Annotated in this window: 14 protein-coding genes and 2 pseudogenes; 9 read left to right on the forward strand and 7 right to left on the reverse strand. The window is 74.0% G+C overall.

The annotated features are described in order from the left end of the window. Positions 1 to 164: 164 nt before the first annotated feature. Together ACH4N1_RS31740 and ACH4N1_RS31745 are read left to right on the forward strand one after the other, a co-directional pair. Positions 165 to 2,054 (forward strand): FUSC family protein, encoded by a 1,890-nt coding sequence (locus ACH4N1_RS31740; protein ID WP_398103131.1) that lies wholly within the window; start codon positions 165 to 167, stop codon positions 2,052 to 2,054. 353 nt (positions 2,055 to 2,407) lie between these two features. After that, positions 2,408 to 2,584, forward strand: a complete 177-nt coding sequence (locus tag ACH4N1_RS31745; RefSeq protein ID WP_398103134.1) for a hypothetical protein — start codon at positions 2,408 to 2,410, stop codon at positions 2,582 to 2,584. A 185-nt stretch (positions 2,585 to 2,769) separates the two neighbouring features. On the opposite strand, the gene ACH4N1_RS31750 is transcribed toward ACH4N1_RS31745, so the two are convergent. Both ACH4N1_RS31750 and ACH4N1_RS31755 read right to left on the reverse strand, forming a co-directional pair. After that, a complete protein-coding gene (locus tag ACH4N1_RS31750; RefSeq protein ID WP_398103137.1) occupies positions 2,770 to 3,213 on the reverse strand; it encodes a hypothetical protein in 444 nt (147 codons plus the stop codon). 773 nt (positions 3,214 to 3,986) lie between these two features. Next, a pseudogene (locus ACH4N1_RS31755) lies at positions 3,987 to 4,544 on the reverse strand (ATP-binding protein); the annotation flags it as partial. Between the two features lie 255 nt (positions 4,545 to 4,799). Here ACH4N1_RS31755 and ACH4N1_RS31760 point away from each other — a divergent pair. From ACH4N1_RS31760 to ACH4N1_RS31770, 3 genes are all read left to right on the forward strand, one after another. Beyond that, complete coding sequence (locus ACH4N1_RS31760; RefSeq protein WP_398103140.1) at positions 4,800 to 5,660, forward strand: helix-turn-helix domain-containing protein; 861 nt, start codon at positions 4,800 to 4,802, stop codon at positions 5,658 to 5,660. Next, a complete protein-coding gene (locus ACH4N1_RS31765; RefSeq protein WP_363087323.1) occupies positions 5,661 to 5,936 on the forward strand; it encodes a DUF397 domain-containing protein in 276 nt (91 codons plus the stop codon). A gap of 101 nt (positions 5,937 to 6,037) precedes the next feature. Beyond that, positions 6,038 to 6,850: an SAM-dependent methyltransferase gene (locus tag ACH4N1_RS31770; RefSeq protein ID WP_398103142.1), complete on the forward strand. Its 813-nt coding sequence runs from the start codon at positions 6,038 to 6,040 to the stop codon at positions 6,848 to 6,850. Between the two features lie 375 nt (positions 6,851 to 7,225). On the opposite strand, the gene ACH4N1_RS31775 is transcribed toward ACH4N1_RS31770, so the two are convergent. Continuing rightward, a complete protein-coding gene (locus tag ACH4N1_RS31775) occupies positions 7,226 to 8,641 on the reverse strand; it encodes a PLP-dependent aminotransferase family protein (protein WP_398103144.1) in 1,416 nt (471 codons plus the stop codon). A 233-nt stretch (positions 8,642 to 8,874) separates the two neighbouring features. Between ACH4N1_RS31775 and ACH4N1_RS31780 the strand changes: the two genes are divergently transcribed. After that, entirely contained in the window at positions 8,875 to 9,327 is a 453-nt protein-coding gene (locus ACH4N1_RS31780) for a carboxymuconolactone decarboxylase family protein (protein WP_398103164.1), read from the forward strand. Between the two features lie 65 nt (positions 9,328 to 9,392). Here ACH4N1_RS31780 and ACH4N1_RS31785 read toward each other — a convergent pair whose 3' ends face one another. Both ACH4N1_RS31785 and ACH4N1_RS31790 read right to left on the reverse strand, forming a co-directional pair. Next, positions 9,393 to 10,913, reverse strand: a complete 1,521-nt coding sequence (locus ACH4N1_RS31785; RefSeq protein ID WP_398103147.1) for a glutamate synthase subunit beta — start codon at positions 10,911 to 10,913, stop codon at positions 9,393 to 9,395. A 395-nt stretch (positions 10,914 to 11,308) separates the two neighbouring features. Continuing rightward, positions 11,309 to 12,025, reverse strand: a complete 717-nt coding sequence (locus ACH4N1_RS31790; RefSeq protein ID WP_398103150.1) for a DUF2293 domain-containing protein — start codon at positions 12,023 to 12,025, stop codon at positions 11,309 to 11,311. 200 nt (positions 12,026 to 12,225) lie between these two features. On the opposite strand from ACH4N1_RS31790, the gene ACH4N1_RS31795 reads away from it, so the two are divergent. Both ACH4N1_RS31795 and ACH4N1_RS31800 read left to right on the forward strand, forming a co-directional pair. After that, entirely contained in the window at positions 12,226 to 12,885 is a 660-nt protein-coding gene (locus ACH4N1_RS31795; RefSeq protein WP_398103153.1) for a uridine kinase, read from the forward strand. 148 nt (positions 12,886 to 13,033) lie between these two features. Further along, a complete protein-coding gene (locus ACH4N1_RS31800; RefSeq protein ID WP_363087330.1) occupies positions 13,034 to 13,468 on the forward strand; it encodes a CBS domain-containing protein in 435 nt (144 codons plus the stop codon). A gap of 24 nt (positions 13,469 to 13,492) precedes the next feature. Here the strand turns inward: ACH4N1_RS31800 and ACH4N1_RS31805 are convergent, their stop codons facing one another. Beyond that, positions 13,493 to 14,620 carry a magnesium and cobalt transport protein CorA gene (locus ACH4N1_RS31805; protein ID WP_398103156.1) on the reverse strand — a complete coding sequence of 376 codons (1,128 nt, stop codon included), beginning with the start codon at positions 14,618 to 14,620 and terminating at the stop codon, positions 13,493 to 13,495. Positions 14,621 to 14,839: 219 nt separating this feature from the next. Between ACH4N1_RS31805 and ACH4N1_RS31810 the strand changes: the two are divergent. Then, positions 14,840 to 14,956 (forward strand): annotated as a pseudogene (locus tag ACH4N1_RS31810) (SAM-dependent methyltransferase); the annotation flags it as partial. Positions 14,957 to 15,105: 149 nt separating this feature from the next. Here the strand turns inward: ACH4N1_RS31810 and ACH4N1_RS31815 are convergent. Next, entirely contained in the window at positions 15,106 to 16,023 is a 918-nt protein-coding gene (locus ACH4N1_RS31815; protein ID WP_398103167.1) for a carbohydrate kinase family protein, read from the reverse strand. Positions 16,024 to 16,162 lie beyond the last annotated feature (139 nt).

A 16,162-nucleotide genomic window follows, 5' to 3' on the forward strand; every position in this document is an offset into this window, starting at 1 on the left:
TGCGTTCATGAAGAACCCGGGTTCCGGCCCAGGTGTCACCTTTCCGAAACGCGGCCGTCCCACCTTCTCCCCGATCGACGCGTACCGTGGAGACGCAGCCCGAGCACCAGCCCCGGCCACCGTCGCCCGAAGGCACACCCCCGCCCTCGCCCGAACGGAGCCCTGTGTCCCCGCGTTCCGCCGTTGCCGTTCGCACACTCACCGCCCTGCCGCCCTGGCTCGCGCACGCCCTGCGCGCCCAGCGCGGGCCCGTCCCGTGGAGCGCGGTCGTGCGCGGCGCGCTCGCCGCCGGGCCGTTGCTGCTCACCGCGGTCCTAGCCGGGCACACCTCCCTCGGGGTCGTCGCCGCCATCGCCGCCATGCTCGCCGGGATCAACGACCGCCCCGGCAGCCGGCGCGCCGCCGTCCGGCGGCTCGGGGCGCCCGCCCTCGCCGGAGCGGCCGGACTCCTCGTCGGGACGTACGCCGGCGACCACGCCGGCCCGGTCGCGCTGACGTTCCTCCTCACCGGTCTGGGCCTCCTGGCCGGCGGTGCGAGCGCCATCGGGCCCGTCGCCTCCGGGGGCGGGACCCAGCTCCTCGTCGCCGCGGCGATCGGCGCCGGGATGCCGTTGCCCGACAGCGGCGGGGCACGGGCCCTCGCCTTCCTCACCGGCGCGGGATGGCTGATCGTGCTGCGGCTCGCCCTGCCCACGCCGGGCGCGCTGGCCGGAGACTTCCGCTTCGACGGGGAGCGGGCGGCCGTGGCCGGCGTGTACGAGGCCGTCGCCGCTCTCCTCGACGCCGCCGGCACCGAGCACGCCACCGCCCGCCGTGCCGCCCTCACCGCCGCTCTCGACCACGCCCAGGACGCCCTCGCCGGGCCCCGGCTGCGCCGCTACGCCAGTTCCGCGGCCGAACGCCGGCTGCACGCCCAGTACGCCGCCGCCCTGCCGCTCGCCGAGGCCGCCACCGCCCTCGCCTGGGCCGGCGCCCCCCTCACCGGCCGGGCCGCCGAGGGACCCCGGCGCCTCGCCGCCGCCGTACGGGAGAGCGCGGCCACCGGGCCGTTGCCCGCGCCCGCCCGGTCCGCGCCCGCGCTGCGGGCTCTCGACGACGCCCTGCTCCGGGCCGCCGACGCCTTCGACCAGGGCGTCGGGTCGGACCTGCACACGCGTCGGCGCGGCGCCCGGGACCTGCTGCGGACCGCGTTCGGGGCCGGCGGGCGGGAGTACGGGCTGCGGGTCGCCCTCTGCTTCGGCGCCAGCGCCGCCATCGCCCAGGCGCTGCACCACTCGCGCTGGTACGGGCAGCACACGCACTGGTACTGGCTGCCCGCCACCGCCGTCTTCCTCGTCAAGCCCGACCTCGGGCCGCTGGTCTCCCGCGTGCTGTGCCGAGCCGCCGGGACGGTTCTGGGGGCGCTGCTCTTCGCCGGGTTCGCCGCCGTGCTGCCGCGTCCGGAGGGGCTGGTCGCCCTGGTCGCCGTGTGCGGGGCGCTGATCCCCGTCGCCACGCGCCACTTCGCCGCCCAGACCGCCGTCGTCACCGTCCTGGTCCTGTCGCTCGTCATGGTCGGCGGGGAGCCCCAGGCCTCCGTCGGACGCATCGGTGAGACGCTGCTGGCCTGCGCGCTCGTCCTGGTCGTCGGACACCTGCCGATGCCGGGGGAACGCGGCGGGCAGGTGCGCGCCCGGCTCACGTCCGCCGCGGACGCCGCGCACGCCTACCTCGTACACGTACTGGACGGCCTGGACGGCTCCGACGACCACGCCACCCGCTGGACCCTGCGCCGCGAGGCCTACCGGGCGCTCGCCGAGGCCCGCGCCGCCATCGCCCTCTCGGCGGCCGAACTGCCCGCGCTCGCCCGGCACACCGAGGGCACCGACGAGGTCGCCGCCCTCCTCGAACGCCTCGTCGACACGACCACCGCCGCCGCCGTCCACCTCGACGACACCGGACGGCTCGACCGCCGCCACCGCGACCGGCTCACCGAAATCCTCGGAGAGCTGGCCGCCCACCGGGAGCGGGTGGGGCTGCCGGCCCGCGTCACGGGCCTGGCCGTCGCGGTGTGACCGCGAGCCGGGACGGGCTGTCGCGGCCTGGTCTGCCCAGGTGCGGCACTGTCTGCCCCGTTCCACCGCGTTCCACCCCGTTCTGCCTCGGTCCGGTCCGGTGGTCCGGGACGCGGGGCGCCACGGTGCGACCCCACGGTGTCCTGAAGTGCGCGCGGGGAAGCGATGGGTGACGCCACGATGCGTGCGATTTTCGACGCGCAGGGTAGCCGAAGCGTTCGGAAGGTGACCTGATCCTCACACTCCGCGTTGAACTTGTGTCAACTGCGTCTCAGTAACGTCACTGACCGGGGCGTTCCCTCTCCGAAGAGCGTTAACTCCTACAGGTACAACGCTTATCGGAGGTGTGCGAGATGGTGAACGGGCGAACAGTGCTCGAACGCTTTCCCGCGGGCGGGCCGCGCGGATCGTGGCCCGCGGAGGAGTTCGCGCAGGAACGACGCATGGAGGGACTGGCCGCCGAGGTTGTCATGGACCTCGCGACCGATACGTTCCTCGTGGTCGTCCGGGGCGGCGAGGCCATCGACTGACGCCGCGGTCGGCCCGCTTTCGCGGCGGGCACCGCGCCCGTCGGCGGCCGGTGAACGGCTCCGCCCGCAGCGCGTGCGGCTCCGGGTACCTCCACTCCCGGCCGGCGCGCGGATCTCCTCGAAGGCCTCCGGCCCGGCCCAGCGGGCCGATCGGAGCTGAGCGCCGCCGAGCACCCGGACGCGCGTCACGCGCTGATCGGCCGCGACCAGGTGGGCGGTGTGTCCGTGAGGCGGCACAGCGTCAGATAGAGGGGGATGGGCGGGGTGTACGGCAGCGTGCCGTCCGGCCGGTGGATGAGGCCGGGAGCCTGCCGGGAGTCCGGCACGACCGCGCCCGTGGCGTACCGCGCGGGGGCGGGCCAGTCCAGGGCGTAGTCGGAGTCCGACGGGACCAGCCACCACCAGTGCGCCTCGTCGGCGTACACGCAGCCCACACGCGGGAGGCGGGGCATGACCAGCGGGCCCAGCCGCGCCGGGACGGCCACGGCGTCGCAGCCCAGCGGGGCCGTCATCCCCTCGGGAACCGCGATCCGGTGCGGGGCCCGCGGGGTGTCGCCGCCGGGGCCGCGCCCCAGGCGGACGAGCGTGTCCAGGTTGAGCACCCCGATCCGGCCGGGAGCCGCGCTCACGCCGTGTCCCGGCCGCGCGGGGGGAAGCCCGCAGAACCCGCGCCGGGGTGCGGGCGCCGGGCGGGCGCCCCGCTCGTCGTGTCGAACGCGTGGTCGGTGCGATCGGTGCGGTCGATCGGCCTGGGCGGCTCACCGGTCCCCGGGCCGCGGTGCCACTGCGGCACGACGCGGGGCAGCAGACCGTCGGCCGGGTGCGGGAGCCGGCCGAGAGGGCCGCCCGGCCGGGGGTCGGCCCGGCCGTCGGTGGCGGGGGTGTGATGGGGCCGGTGCGTCTGGCCGAGGGCACGGGCTTCCGCACGGCTTTCCGCGGGATGCGTCCTGTGCGCCTGTTCGGCGGGCTCGGAGTCACCGTGCGCGTCGTGTCCGTGCCGGACGTCCCCGTGCACCGGGTGTCCGTACCGGGCGTCTCCGTGCCGGAGGTCGCCGTGTCTGGCATCTGCGTGCCGGGCGTCTTCGGGGTGCGCGTTTTCGTGCCGGGCGTCTTCGAGTCGCGCGCCCGCGTGCCGTGAGCCCGCGTGCCGTGAGCCCGCGTGCCGTGCGTCCGCGTGATCACTGTGCTCGGTGGGGGTCTCGTCCTCGTCGTCCGAGCCGCCTGCCGGGTCCGGCTTCGGGCGGGCGCCCCAGCCGAGGTCGGCGCGCGGCGCGGGGATCCGGTCGGCGTCGGAGACGTCGGAGGCGTCATGGGCGGCGAGGTCGTCGCGCTGCCCGGCCGAGTGCTCGAGGTGGCCGGTGTGCTCGCGGGGGGCGGCGTTCCCGGAAGGTCCGGCGTGCTCGGGGGAAGCGGGTTCTCCGGAGTCCTCGGAGACGGCCCGTCGGGGCAGGTCCGCCCAGACCAGCAGTCCGGGGCCGTGTTCCTGGGCGCCCCAGGAGTGGGAGAGGGCGTCGACGAGGAACAGGCCCCGCCCGTGTTCCTCCTCGGGGCGCTGCGGCGAGGGATGCGGCTCGCCCGGCGCGCAGCCCTCGTCGCGCACGGCTATGCGCACGAGGTCGTCACCGTCGTACAGCTCGCAGACGACCACGCCGCTCGCGGTGTGCACGATGGCGTTGGTGACCAGCTCGGATATGACCAGGGCGGCCGTGTCGCAGGTGTCCTCGCACACCGACCAGCCGGTCAGCCGGGCCCGTGCCAGGCGTCTGGCCTGCGCCGGGGAACCCGGATGCGCGGCCAGTTCGAATCGGAACCGGCGCTCGGCAGCGGCCTGGTCGAGGCCCGCTTCCTTCCCCACTCTCGAATGCGCTCGACCGGGGGAACCCGCATCGGCACCGAGACCCTGGGGGTGGCCTGCGGCGGCGTCTGTTCCTAAGGGCGCGGACGGAATCACGCTTGCCACTATCGCCCCGCCGTGAACACTTGGCAAGTGTCACTCTGAAAAATGCAGAGTGCTGTGTGACGCGGTGAAGGGCCGTGGCACACTGCTCGCAACAGCATGTCGAGCGGCGCCAGTTGGGATCACGGAGACCCGTACTTATTCGTACGTCTCTTCGAATGAGGTCTTCACGTGGCGCCGCAGGGCTGTTGGGAAGTTTTCGTGACCGCCCGGCCGGGCCAAGTGAGCCGTCGGCCGGGCTCTTCGTGGAGGTGGAGCGTGAGCGAACCGCGGTCCGCGCCGACGGTCGGGCAGGTCGTCCTCGGCCGGCGCCTGCTGGACCTGCGGGAACGCGCGGGACTCAAGCGTGAGGAGGCCGCCCGCATCCTCCGCGTCGCACCCGCAACGGTCCGCCGTATGGAGATGGCCGAGGTCTCCCTCAAGATCCCCTACCTCCAGTTGCTGCTGAAGGCGTACGGCGTCACCGACGCGGATGCCGAGGGCTTCGTCCAGCTCGCCGAGGAGGCCAACAGGCCCGGCTGGTGGCAGCGCTTCCACGACGTGCTGCCCGGCTGGTTCTCGATGCACGTCAGCCTCGAGGGCGCGGCCGCCCTGATCCGCCAGTACGAACCGCACTTCGTCCCCGGCCTGCTGCAGACCGAGGACTACGCGCGCGGGGTGCTGAGGTCCGGAGCCATCGGCCAGACCCGGCCGGAGGACATCGAGCGCCACGTCGACCTGCGCATGCAACGCCAGGGACTGCTCACGCGTGAGGACGCGCCCCGGCTGTGGGTCGTCATGGACGAGACCGTACTGCGCCGCCCGGTGGGCGGCCCGGAGGTGATGCGCGCGCAGATCGACAAACTGCTCGACGCCACGAAGCTGCCCAACGTGACGCTGCAGATCGCCCCGTTCTCCTCGGGGCCGCACCCCGGCACGTACGGGCCCTTCGTGCTGTTCCGATTCGCCATGCCCGAACTTCCGGACATGGTCTACAGCGAGTACCTGACCGGCGCCGTCTACCTGGACGCGCGCACCGAGGTGGCGACCCACCTCGAGGTCATGGACCGCATGGCGGCACAGGCCGCTACGGCACATCGCACGAAGGAGATCCTCCGGGATCTCCGCAAGGAGCTGTGAATGGAACGCATCAAGTCCCCCACCAGGCCGCGTGGCCGCGCTCAGCGGATCTACAACGGCATGCCCGCGAGGGAACTGGGCAGCGAGGGCTGGCACAAGCCGTGGAGCGGCGGCAACGGAGGCAACTGTCTGGAGGCCATGAAGCTCGCCGACGGCCGGATCGCCGTCCGCCAGTCCACCGACCCCGACGGTCCGGCGCTGATCTACACCTCCGACGAGATGACGGCCTTCATCCAGGGAGCGAAGGCGGGAGAGGCGGACTTCCTGCTGTCCTGAACCGACCCGCCTGTTCCTTCTTCCTGTGCACCCTTTGCTCAACTTCCTTATCTTGGTACTGACTTGATCATTATTCGTGTCACATGCTTATGGAGTTCCTCATGACCGGGCAGGACCCCGCCGGCGCCGTCGAGATCGACACCAGCAAGCCACACCCCGCGCGGATGTACGACTGGTACCTCGGAGGCAAGGACAACTACCCCGTGGACGAGGAGATGGGCCGCCAGATGCTGGCCCTCGATCCCCGCGTCCCGGTGATGGCCCGGGTCAACCGGGCGTTCATGCACCGCGCCACACGCTGGCTCGCGGGCCACGGCATCCGGCAGTTCCTGGACATCGGCACGGGCATCCCGACCGAGCCGAACCTCCACCAGGTCGCCCAGCAGGTCGCGCCCGACACCACCGTCGTCTACTGCGACAACGACCCGATCGTCCTGGCCCACGCGGCCGCCCTGCTGCGCAGCACCCCCGAGGGCGTCACCGAGTACCTCCAGGCGGACGTCCGGGACCCGGCCACCATCATCGAAGGCGCCAGGAAGATCCTGGACTTCGACCGGCCCGTGGCGTTGTCGCTCATCGCCCTGCTGCACTTCGTCTCCGACGAGGACGGGGCCCACGAACTGGTCGACCGGCTGCTCGCCGAAGTCCCCTCGGGCAGCTACCTGATGATGACCCACGCCACCGCCGACTTCACCCCGGAGGAGTCCGCGGCGGCCACGGCGAAGCTGAAGGCGGCGGGCGTCACGCTGGCACTGCGCTCGCGCGACGAGTTCGGCCGCTTCTTCGACGGACTGGAACTGGTCGAACCCGGTGTCGCGGTGGTGCCCGAGTGGCACCCCGAGCTCGGCGAGCCGGTGCCGGGCCAGGACGACGGCGTCATCCCCGGCTACGGCGCGGTGGCACGCAAGCCGTAGGCGCCCGGTGCGCCGGGACGGGATTTTGTGGGGCAGCGGTCGGCGTCCGGGTTCGACCACGTGGGGCGGCGGTCGGCGTCCGGGGCCGACCGCGTAGGGCAACGGTCGGCGTCCGGGGCCGACCGCGTAGCGCAACGGTCGGCGTCCGGGGCAGTTCGCTCGGGACGAAGTCCGTCGCGCCGTCCCTCGGCCCCGAGCCTCCGGCGCCGGGGCTCCGTCCTCCGTCCCTCGGCCCCGGGGAGGGGGCGGCAGCCGGGCGCGGGACGCGGCGTCCGGCACCTCCTCGGAGGCGGGGCGCGGGAGGCAGGGCGCGTGAGGCGGGGCACGAGACGGGAGGCGGGGCACGAGGGGGGGGGCGGTCCGGGGAGCGGAAGCTCAGGGCAGGACGCCGAGCAGTGCGTCCAGCGCCGCCCCGTAGGCGCTCTCGGAGGGCGTGGCGTATCCCACGACCAGTCCGTCGTGCGCCGTCATGTCCGTCTCCGGGTGCCGGAAGCCGGCCAGGCCGTCCAGCGCGATGCCCCGCCGGACGGCCGCCTCGACCGTGGCCCGCTCGGTGCCCGACGGCAGCCGCAGCACCGCGTGCAGTCCGGCCGCGACCCCGGTGACGCCGACCCGCGGCGCGTGCTCGGCGAGCGCCGCCACCAGAAGGTCCCGGCGCCCCCGGTACCGCTGTCGCATACGCCGCACATGGCGGTCGTAGGCCCCGGAGACGATGAGGTCGGCCAGCCCCAGCTGGTCCGGCACGCTCGCCCAGGCCTCCCGGTCGCCCTTGGCCGCGAGCACGTCGCCGACGTACCGCTCCGGCAGCACCATCCAGCCCAGCCGCAGGGCCGGTGACAGGCTCTTGCTGACCGAGCCGAGGTGGATCACGTGCTCGGGGTCCAGGCCCTGGAGCGCGCCGACGGGCTTGCGGTCGTAGCGGAACTCGCCGTCGTAGTCGTCCTCCAGCACCACGCTGCCCCGCGCGCGTGCCCAGTCGATCACGGCGGCCCGGCGGCTCGCGTGCAGCGGGCCGCCGGTCGGGAACTGGTGGGCGGGAGTGAGCAGCACACCCCGCTCGCGCCCCAGCAGGTCGACGCGCGCCCCCTCCTCGTCGAGCGGGAGCGGCACCGTCCGCGCGCCCGCCGCGGCCAGCAACTCCCGGTGGAACCGCAGCCCGTACGCCTCCACCGCCAGCGGGCCGCACAGCGCCCCGCCCCCGCCCTGGCCGAACAGCAGCCGCAGCGCGTGCGCGAAGCCGGAGCAGATCACGATGCGGTCGGGCTCGGTGCGCACGCCGCGCGCGCGTGCCAGGTACTCCGTGAGCGCCTCGCGCAACTCGCGGCGCCCGGCGGGGTCACCGGGCCCGAACACCTCGTCGGGTGCCTGCTGGAGCGCCCGCCGGTAGGACGCCAGCCAGGCCGCACGCGGGAACGCCGACGCGTCCGGGGTGCCCTGGCGCAGGTCGTGCCGCGCACCACGCGCGTGTGGAGGTGCTTCAACGGGCCTTCGCACGGCGTGTCGCAAGGGCTCCGCGCGGTCGGCGACCCGCGTACCGGACCCCTGCCGCGCCGTCAGCCAGCCCTCCGCCACCAGCTCGGCGTAGGCGTCGGCCACCGTGTTGCGCGCGACCCCGAGATCGGCGGCGAGGGAACGGTAGGGCGGCAGCCGGGTGCCCGGAGCGAGCCGTCCGCCGCGCACGGCCTCGCGCAGCGCCCGGATCAGCGCGGCCCGCCGTCCGCCCGGACCGGACAGCTCCAGATGCAGGTCGGCGCCGACCCGCTCAGCGGAATTGACCCACGATTCCTCCATGGAAATGCACCCTACAGAGGGTCTTTCCGGCTCGTAGATTGATCTGCATGACGACGAACACGGCGAACGCGACGAGCCCGGCCGACACGGCGAACGCAGTCCCCACGGCGAACGCGGCCCCCACGACGAACGGGGCCCCTGCGGCGAGCACGGCGAGCGCGGCGAGCGCGGCGAGCGCGGCGAACGCGGCGAACGCGACGAGCACGAAGAACGCGACGAATACGAGGGACACGATCGGCGCGAGCCGTCTGGACTTCGCGAAGTCCGCCCGCACGGCGTTCCGCGCGCTCGTCGGCTTCGACGCCGCCGCCCGCGAAGGACTCGATCCCGCCCTCGTCGAACTGATCCAGATCCGCGCCTCCCACCTCAACCACTGCGCGTACTGCCTGCACATGCACACGAACGACGCGCGCAAGGCCGGTGAGAGCGAGGACCGGCTGCACATGGTCGCCGTCTGGCGCGAGGCCCGGCACTTCTACACCGAGAAGGAGCAGGCCGCCCTGGCCCTGACCGAAGCGGTCACGCTGGTGGCCGACGAAGGGGTCCCGGACGACGTCTACGCACAGGCCGCGGCCTGTTTCGACGACACCGAACTCGCCCGGGTGCTGGCCCTCATCTGCACGATCAACACCTGGAACCGGGTCGCCCTGGCCACCGCCAAGGTGGCGGGCACCGACGAGCGCTGAAGCGACCACCCACGGGCCGGCGGCACCGCACGGTCACCGGCTGCGCACCTCACCGGCTGCGCACCTCACCGGCCGCGCGTCTCACCGGCCGCCGGTTCCTGCACGCTCATCGGCCGGTCGTACGGCCCGATCGGTGCCGGCAGCCGTGAGCTTCCCGTCAGACGGCGGTCGACGGCCGCGGCGACCGCCCGGCCCTCCGCGATCGCCCACACGATCAGCGACTGCCCGCGGGCGGCGTCCCCGGCGGCGAACACAGCGGGCACGTTCGTCGCGAAACCCGCGTCCCGCGCGATCGTGCCGCGCGGCTCCAGCGCCAGCCCCAGCTGTTCGGTGAGCCCGTCGTCCCGGTCGGGACCGGAGAAACCGAGGGCGAGCAGGACGAGGTCGGCGGGAAGCGCCCGCGCGGTGCCCTCCACCGGCCGCCGCTTCGCGTCGACCTCGACGAGGTGCAGCGCCCGGACGTGCCCGTTCTCGTCGCCGGTGAAGCGGAGCGTGGACGCCGCGAACAGGCGCGCGTCCGCGTCCGACGCCGGCGCGACGCCGAGGTCGCGCGCCTCCTCGTGCGCGGCGGACAGCCGGTAGATCTTCGGGTACGTCGGCCAGGGATCGGTGTCCTCGTCACGCTCCGCGCCCGGCTGGGCGTAGATGTCCAGTTGCGTCACGGACGCGGCACCCTCCCGGATCGCCGTGCCCAGACAGTCGGCGCCCGTGTCGCCGCCGCCGACGATGACGACGTGCTTGCCGGCGGCGGACATCGGGGACCGCTCCAGGTCGCCCTCGCACACCCGGTTGGCCAGCGGCAGATACTCCATCGCCTGCTGGATGCCGGTCAACTCCCGCCCCGGTACGTGCAGTTCCCGCCACTCGGTCGCTCCGGTGGCGATCACCACGGCGTCGTAACGCGTCCGCAGATCGTCGGCCATGACATCCCGCCCGACCGTGGTCGACGTACGGAACTTCGTGCCCTCCGCCCGCATCTGCTCGATCCGGCGGTCCAGCTGCCGCTTCTCCATCTTGAACTCGGGGATGCCGTACCGCATCAGCCCGCCGATCCGGTCGTCCTTCTCGTAGACGGCGACCGTGTGCCCGGCCCGCGTCAGCTGCTGGGCGGCGGCCAGTCCGGTCGGCCCGGAGCCGATCACCGCCACCGTCCGCCCGGACAGCCGGTCCGGTGGCCGGGGCGGGGTGAGCCCGTCCGCCCAGGCCCGGTCCGCGATGGCGGCCTCGACGTTCTTGATCGTGACGGCGGGCTGGTTGATGGCGAGCACGCAACCCGCCTCGCACGGAGCAGGGCACAACCGCCCGGTGAACTCCGGGAAATTGTTCGTCGCGTGCAGCCGGTCGCTCGCCGCCCGCCAGTCCTCGCGGGAGACCAGGTCGTTCCACTCGGGGATCAGGTTGCCGAGCGGGCAGGCATCGTGGCAGAACGGGACGCCGCAGTCCATGCAGCGGTCGGCCTGTGCGCTGATGAGGGGGAGCAGCGCCCCGGGGACGTACACCTCGTCCCAGTCGCGGACCCGCTCTCCGACCGGCCGGCGCGGCCAGTCCTGGCGGGGTGTGGTAAGGAATCCCTTGAGATCGGCCATGGCCGTCTTCCTTGCGTGCGCTTGCGACGGGGCCGTGCGGCATCGGGCGGCACTCTTGCGGCCACGATACGTCCGCTCCGCGCCCCGCGCAGGGCGCCGGGCAGCGCCTGCCGGGAGCGGGCCCGGCCGTCAGGTCGGCGTCTGTCGCGAGCAGGCCCGGCCGCCGGGCCGGCGCCGGCCCGAGGGCGGGCGCGGCGGCGCGGCCGGTCCTCTCCTCACGAAGGTCGAGAACCCGAAGAAGGCCCCCGCCACCAGCCCGGTCTCGGAGACCAGCCCGGTCTCGGAGACCGGCCCGCTCGGCCGCTGCCCCGTTCGGAGGCCGGCCTGCTCGGAGGCCGGTGTGGCCGGGTGCCGACGTGGCCGGGTGCCGACGTGGCCGGTGCCGCCCGCCCACCTCAGCGACCGGCGGCACCGGCCTCCTCCCACCCCCACTCCCGCAGCACCGCCGCCACGCCCGCCGTGATCCGCTGCCGGGCCTCCCGCCGCGGCACCCCACACATCAGCAATTCGTCGTACGGGGTGTCCAGATGCCGTACGGACGCCACGACCGCCGACACCACCGCGCCCCCGGACAACAGCCGCCCGGCGGCACTGCGTCCCACCCGCCCGCTGCCCCGCTCCGACGCGTGCGCGGCGATCGTGCGGGCCCGGTCCCGCGGGCAGCGGGGGAACAGCCGCAGGATCTCCTCCGCGAACGCCTCCGCGAACCGCGCGTCCTGCGCCGCCCGCCGACGGGCGTCCCGCGCCCGGCGCCGCCCGCGCGCCTCGGCGTCCGCCAGGCATCGTGCCTCCGCCCGCGCCAGCCCCGCCTCCTCGACGAGGACGCCCTGCCGCTCGTAGCGGCCCCTGCGGCGGTTGAACCGCACGACGACCACGCAGAGGGTGCTCTCCTCCCGCGCCCTGCGCGTGAGCGCCGTGTCGCCGCGCGGCAGGAAGACGAGATGCCCGAGGTCCGCGCAGCCGAGGCAGCGCGGCGCGCCGTCCTCGACGACGAGCAGCCGCAGCGGCCCTCGCCGGCATCCGGCACAGTGCCGCCGACGCGACGGCTGGACCGCGACAAGTCCGGTACCGAATGGTGGAGTTGGGGGGGAGGACCCGCATACCTGCTGCATTCCCCCTCCCGCGCCTGCCCCACCCGATCACCGCGCCGCGTCGCCACGCGCCCCACCCGCCCCGCGCGGCGTGTACACGGACACCCGGCGCGGTAGGACACCGCAGCCTCGACCGGACCGGACCGCCTCCGCCGTGCCCCTCCTCCGCGTGGCCGGCCTGTGCAGCTGCATGGTCGTCCCTGATCGCGACCTGTCGCATCATGGGCCGTGTGCGACTCGAAGCGATCACGTGGGAACGTCTCGGCGACCTCCTCGCCGACCGCCTGCTCGACCTGAAGCCGGAGGACGGCAGCCCCTGGCCGCGCATCGCCTTCGACGGCGCCCCGGCGGCCCGACCAGGAGACCTCGCCGAACGCGTCGCCGAGGCGCTGCGGATACGCGGACGCCCCTCCCGCGCCATCGGCACCCAGGGCTTCCTGCGACCGGCCTCCGTCCGCCTGGAGTACGGCCACCGCGACGTCGAGGCCTACTACGACGGCTGGTTCGACACCGGTGCCCTGTGGCGCGAGGTGTTCGGCCCCCTCGAACCCGGCGGCAGCGGGCGGATCCTGCCCGACCTGTGGGACCCGGTCACCGACCGTGCCACCCGCAGCCCCTACGTCCAACTCCCGCAGGGCGGAATCCTGTTGCTGCACGGCCCCCTCCTGCTGCGCCACTGGTTCCCCTTCGACCTGACCGTCCACGTCCTCCTCTCCCCACCCGCCCTGCGCCGCCGTACCGCCGAGGCCGACCGGTGGACGCTGCCCGCCTTCGAGCGCTACGACCAGGAGACCGACCCGGCGGCCACGGCGGACGTCCTGGTCCGCGCGGACGACCCGCGCCGCCCGGCGTGGAGCGGGGGCCCCGCGGACGACCGCTGACCCGCTGCCCGTCGCCCCCTGTCTCCCGCCGGACATGCGGTCGGTGAAAGGCCCGGAGAGAATGGGACGCCGGGACACCAGAGTGCAGGGCACCGGGACAGTGGCGCGCACCGCGTCGCGCCGGCCGTCCCGCACCGGGAGGTACGCCATGACCACCGCCGGCCAGATCATGCACCGGGGCGCCCAGTGGATCCCCGCCCACGAGACCCTCGACCGCGCCGCCCAGCTGATGCGCGACCTCAACGTCGGAGCCCTCCCCATCAGCGACGAGAACGAGCGGCTCTGCGGCATACTCACCGACCGTGACATCGTCGTCGGCTGTGTGGCCATGGGGCACGACCCCGCCAAGGTCACCGCCGGTCAGATGGCCAAGGGGACCCCACGCTGGGTCGATGCCGACGCCGATGTCAGTGAGGTGCTCCAGGAGATGCAGGGGCACCAGATCAAGCGGCTGCCGGTGATCGAGAACAAGCGCCTGGTGGGCATGATCAGCGAGGCCGACCTCGCCCGGCACCTGACCGACGACCAGATGGCGTCCTGGGCGGAGAGCGTCTACGCCAGGACGGGCACCGCCCCCTCCTGACCGCGGCCGCCGTGAGCGGCTCCCTCAGAGCCAGCCGTTGCGGCGGAAGCCGCGGTACAACGCCAGACAGGCGACGGTTATCAGTCCGACGGCCATGCCGTAGCCGTACTTCCAGTGCAGCTCCGGCATGTGGTCGAAGTTCATGCCGTAGACCCCGCAGATCATGGTCGGTACGGCGACGATCGCGGCCCAGGCGGTGATCTTCCGCATGTCCTCGTTCTGCGCGACGGTGACCTGGGCGAGGTGCGCCTGGAGGATCGAGTTGAGCAGTTCGTCGAAGGCCGCGATCTGTTCCGTGGCGCGCAGCAGATGGTCGGAGACGTCCCGGAAGTAGGCCTGTATCTCGGGGTCGACCACCCGCATCGGCCGGGCCGCCAGATCCTGGAGCGGCCGGCTCAGCGGCACCACCGCCCGCTTCAGCTCCAGCAGTTCCCGCTTGAGCTGGTAGATGCGCCCGGGGTCGGCCCGCGCCCCGTTCTCCGCGAAGACGTCCGTCTCGACCTGGTCGATGTCCATCTGTGCGGCGTCGATGACGTTGAGGTACTCGTCGACCACCTGGTCCGCGACCGCGTGCAGCACCGCTGACGGTCCCTTGGCGAGCTGGTCGGGATCGGACTCCAGCCCCTCGCGCAGCGGGCCCAGTGAGCCGTGCCGCCCGTGGCGGACGGTGACGACGAAGTCCTGGCCGACGAACACCATGATCTCGCCGGTGTCGACCACCTCGCTCGTCGCCGTGAGCTGCTCGTGCTCGACGTAACAGACCGTCTTGAACACCGCGAACAGCGTCTCGCCGTACCGCTCCACCTTCGGGCGCTGATGGGCTTCGACCGCGTCCTCGACCGCCAGCGGATGGAGGTCGAAGAGGTCGGCGATGTCCGCGAACTCCGCGTTCGTCGGTTCGTGGAGGCCGAGCCAGACGAATCCGTTCCCGCTCTTGCGTACCCGCTCCACGGTGTCGGCCAGGTCGTCGCCGGCCGGGACGCGCGCGCCCTCGCGGTAGGTCACGCAGTTCACCACAGAGGAACCCAGCGGCGACCGCGCGGGATGGCTCAGATCGACCCGGGCCCGCCGCCGGGCCAGGCGCGCCACCCTGCGCAGGCCACCCACCCCGCCCAGGCCAGTGACCTTCCGCAGATTCCCCGCCATGGTCATCCCGACCTCCTTCTCGGATCCCCCCGCGTGATCTCACGCCGTGGCGCGTCAGTCTGCCAGGCCCGCGCAAAGCCCGGGCAAGCCTGTGGAAAAGGGGACGTTCCGCTTGGTTCCCGCCTGTGGACAACCTGAAGTGGGTCTGCCCCGGAGACGGCTTCCCCTCCCCTTCCGCATCGTGTCGGGGCTGCCCCGGCCGCCGTGTCCCGGTCACGTCGTCCGCTCCGCGTGACCGCCGGCCTCACGACCGACGAGGACATCGGCCGCCACCTCGCCGACGTCGCCTCAGGCGACATGGACCTCGCGACGGCCCCGATGATCTCGGCCTGGGGGAGGAAGGCACAGCCGCCGACAGCAGGCTCGGCCACCGCCACCGCCACCACCACCGCCGACAGCGGCCCGCCGGGACCCGCCGTGCGACCGGCGGTGCCTGACGTCGACGGAGTCGCCGGGGCCCGCCCTTCGTCGCATGTGGCGGCTCCACGCCCTCACCGAGCGCCGGCCGACCCCACCGCCCCGGTGGGCCGTCCCGGTCTGCCGCCCACCTGCTCCACCGCCAGCGCGCCCGCCCCGCACCCCTCGACCGCGGCCTTCGCGGGCTCCGCGCCCCCGAGCAGGGCGGCGAGGAACGCGCCGGTGAAGGCGTCGCCCGCGCCCGTCGTGTCGCGCGGTGTCGCCGGGACGGCCCGAACACGGGCGACGACGGCGCCGCCCTGGGCCACCACGGCTCCGTCCGCTCCCTGCTTGGCCACCACCAGCGGCACGCGTCGGCTGAGTTCGGCGGCCGCGTCCGCCCCATCGGCCGATCCGGTCAGCAGACAGGCCTCGTCCCGGCTGGGCAGCAGCACGTCCACGCCCCGCACCAGGGCCAGGAACCGGTCGGCGCCCAGCTCCGCCAGGAAACCCGCCGACGCCGGATCCAGGCTCACCGGCACCCCGCGCGCACGTGCCGACGCCAGCACCGCCCGCACCAGCGCCCGTCCCGACGCGGAGAACAACAGGTAGCCCGACAGATGCAGTCGGCCGACCCCGTCGAGCAGCGCGTCCGACCAGTCGTCCGGTCCGAGCCGCAGGGAGGCGCCGCTGTCGGTGAGGAACGTCCGCTCGGCCGCCGCCCCGGTGTCGACCAGGCAGACCACCGTCCCCGTCGGCGCCTCGGGATCGACGACGAGCAAGGGCCGCACCCCGCACGCGACCAGCTCGCGTTCGTGCCAGGCCGCCGCCTCCGCCCCCACCCGGCCGAGCAGCCGTACGTCCGCACAGCCCCGGTGCGCCGCCCAGCACGCCACGTTGGCGCCCGCGCCCCCCGGCAGCGTCCGGACCACCGCGGCCGTGTCCGTCCCCGAGGCCAGCGGCCCCCGGTGGCGCGCGACGACGTCCGTCACGACGTCCCCGACCACCAGCAGCGCCCCGCCCCCGCGCCGGCCGCGCGCGGGAGCGGCGTCCGGATCTAGGCGGTGTCTTCAAATGTCACGCCCACATCAGGAGCGATGCGAGGGTGACGGCTGCTTGGTAGGACTCGGCGGTCTTGTCGTAGCGGGTGGC

Source organism: Streptomyces sp. NPDC017202 (genome assembly GCF_044331705.1).
Classification (GTDB): domain Bacteria; phylum Actinomycetota; class Actinomycetes; order Streptomycetales; family Streptomycetaceae; genus Streptomyces.